The 2,907-nt window shown below is 42.2% G+C and carries 3 protein-coding genes; 2 read left to right on the top strand and 1 reads right to left on the bottom strand.

Features of this window, described 5'->3' with window-relative positions:
• Positions 1-1,354, top strand: a 1,354-nt coding sequence (locus F6K46_RS39095; RefSeq protein ID WP_293118113.1) for a hypothetical protein, incomplete at its 5' end; no start/stop codon positions are given.
• Positions 1,355-2,081: 727 nt separating this feature from the next.
• Here the strand turns inward: F6K46_RS39095 and F6K46_RS39090 are convergent.
• Positions 2,082-2,231: a hypothetical protein gene (locus tag F6K46_RS39090; protein WP_293066375.1), complete on the bottom strand. Its 150-nt coding sequence runs from the start codon at positions 2,229-2,231 to the stop codon at positions 2,082-2,084.
• A 217-nt stretch (positions 2,232-2,448) separates the two neighbouring features.
• On the opposite strand from F6K46_RS39090, the gene F6K46_RS39085 reads away from it, so the two are divergent.
• The gene (locus F6K46_RS39085; protein WP_366664738.1) at positions 2,449-2,586 is read left to right on the top strand and encodes a hypothetical protein; all 138 of its coding nucleotides are present in this window, start codon (positions 2,449-2,451) and stop codon (positions 2,584-2,586) included.
• Positions 2,587-2,907: the final 321 nt, after the last annotated feature.

The following is a 2,907-nucleotide window of genomic DNA, read 5'->3' as shown; positions in this document are numbered from 1 at the left end:
TGTCAAAAATACCGAAACGGGCCAATGGGAGCCATTGAAAAGAGCGAAAATTAGCATCGGTCGAGGCATCTGGTGGCGCTATACCTACACAGATAATAACGGTCATTTCACCGCACCGAAAAAATACCGTGGCAAAGTCAGGATACGAGCTAAATGGCGCAGCAACACTGCCACTATCAGAAAATCATGGAATGAAATGCTCGGCATCCAAGTATCAGATCACTTAATGACCATCAAAAGAAGTAACAACGGTCGGACGAAATACATTGAACCCAATGATGAAAGGCTTTGGTACAAAGGCACTGTTCACAATGGTTTGATCAAATACAATGACTATGCCACTGCCAGAGGCGTTGATAAACCGATACGCGATGCCAATGTCTGGGTATGGAAAAACGGCAGAAGTGCCGGTTCAACTCCTATGCTGTTTAAGTATCGGAATCTAAATCAAATAGCATCCTTTACGAACATCGGTGCATCCAATGTGTGGGATGTCCTAGTCAATGCTTTGGCTGGATCTGCAATTGAGATTCTTCCTAGCCACCTCAGACCAGACATGATTTACAGTGGACTGAAACACAAAAAGGTTGGTAATCAGGTTAACACCGCCAGAATTCAACAACTGACCATACATGAATCAGCTCACTATTCACATGCGGCAAAAGCAGGTAAACAATTGTGGGCTAAAGTATTTGCTTCTGAATTAGCCAACGACATCAACCATAACGACCCATATGTGGATGGTTCTGAACCCTCTTTCACCCGTGGCAAGCTCATCGCTTTAGCTGAAGGCTGGGCCACTTTCTTTGAATACAAAGCTATGGAACATTATTACGGCAAAGTCTATGAAGGTGGCTGGAAAAATCCAATCAGCCGCATGGAAGGATTCGATATGTATACCAGACCCATGACAGAAGAGCGCAGCGATACACAAAGCTGGTTCCTGAGTGGGTTAATTTGGGACATTCAGGATGCGGCCAGCGACAGCAACAACGAGCTAAGAGACGGTACAGATGGAAGTGAAATAGGCCCTTTGATCGACAATTTGCATATCCAGAGCCAAAGTGAATTGTATCCGGTTTTCAGTGGATTAAGAGCTGGTATTGAAGATGCTTGTCAGTATGGACAATATCTGGCTGACACCTATAATCCTGGATCTGCCATCAAAACCTTGTTTGCATCTTACGATTACGATTGTGTCAATGTCAGCAATGGGGTAAATAACGGTAACAACAATAATAACAATAACAACAATAACAACAATAACAACAATAACAACAATAATAATCAGATTATCGGCTGCCCCATTCCTACGGAAAATTCTGCCCAACTAGAAATATGCAATGAACCGTAAGAATTCAGGTGAGGGGGTTGACAAAATATTGAAATCCGGTGTTGTAACGGCATGAGCGAAAAACCGAAACCCAAAAAACTAGCTCAACTCCTTTTCCTGCAAAGGTTAAAGCAATCCTTAAACTAGCCTGAAACCAGTCGTAGCTTTTTTGATCGCGAATCTGGAGGCAGGAAACTAGCGAAAAGCTTGACCTGTGGGGCTCATTGTGATAACAAATCCAGTTTAATAAGACTATATTAAAAACAATCAAAGTCCTTGCCTAGACTTGATTTGATACTCTAGGTAAGTAAGCTATAATAACTGGATTTGGTATAAGCTAAACTCATTTGCAAACCTTCGGAATTTTTTCCATTGTCGCAGAAGAATGTAGTGTACCTAAGAGGTTGAATGAGAAGTATTATTTGCTACATTCAAGCCCCCTAAATCCCCCAATTTTGGGGGACTTTTACCAACAAATTGATTCTTGTTCCCCCCATAATTGGGGGGCTAGGGGGGCAAAATTCAGTATCAAAAAACTTTTCAGATATCCTCTAATCGCTCTACGGACACAGACAAATAAATATGGCCATTAGGATATCGAAAATTGTTGAAACATCTGACGTTTTGTTAATATGATGCTTGCTAATACTTTTAATACTTTAAATGTTGATTATCGGAGCTATGATTTTTTCGGTATTAGCAATGTCTGCATTCCTATCATGGAAACTAGGTACTATAACAGACAAATCTATAAGTCAACTGGGTTCCATTCCTGTTCCCCTCCATCTAAACGCTTCTGATTTTGGAGGATGGGGTTTTCTTTTCCCCTGGCCGTAGGCCACGCTACGGGAACAAACTCCCCAATTCGATAAAACTCTACCTCTGGCGACTCTCTCAATAATTTTTTACAAAATTTCTCAAAATATGCTATAATATTAAAATTTTTGTGCTAAAATAAAACCGTGGACAAAAAAATCCACGGGAAGAGCCAGCCTAAGAGTTTTCCTAGGCCACAGGCTGGCTCTGGCTACCCCTTAAAGTAAAGGAGATAACTTCATATTATGTCGCATCGTCTAAGCCTATACCCATGGGTCCTGATTCGGCTATTACCACCGATGCCACCAGTCGTTTTCGCTCGGTTCCGCAACTGTTCTGATGCCAAAGGTTATTCCCAGACCCTGAAACAGCTGCTGCCTGATGCTAAGTTTCTAATTATTTTAGATATAAGTCTGCCGATGGAGCCAGAGGAATAGGGAGTGTTGCAAGGGTGGGCAGATGGGGAAATAGGGAGATAGAGAGATAGCAGCGCATCGCTATTCTATCTTCTCTATTCCCCTCCTGGGAGGGGTTAGGGGTGGGTTCCTTCTCTATTCCCCTCCTGGGAGGGGTTAGGGGTGGGTTCCTGCTCCCTGCTCCCTGCTCCCTAAAAACCCAGAACTTTGGGGTGCATCTCATTTTTGTAAAAACATCATTAATAAAGCATCCCATTTAGGTAAGCACAGCGTAAAGAAAGAATTTTAGGAACATTTTCAATATTCCATTGTGAGCCTGATATTTTAACTCGCATTCCTATT

This window comes from Moorena sp. SIO3E8, assembly GCF_010692445.1.
GTDB lineage: Bacteria > Cyanobacteriota > Cyanobacteriia > Cyanobacteriales > Coleofasciculaceae > Moorena > Moorena bouillonii.
Note: the sequence above shows the minus strand (reverse complement) of the source record. Positions and strands in the feature narration are given on the sequence as shown.

Bases quoted from the DNA above. Each gene is read 5' to 3' on its own strand.
- F6K46_RS39085 (WP_366664738.1), top strand. From the start codon at position 2,449: ATGCCACCAGTCGTTTTCGCTCGGTTCCGCAACTGTTCTGATGCCAAA.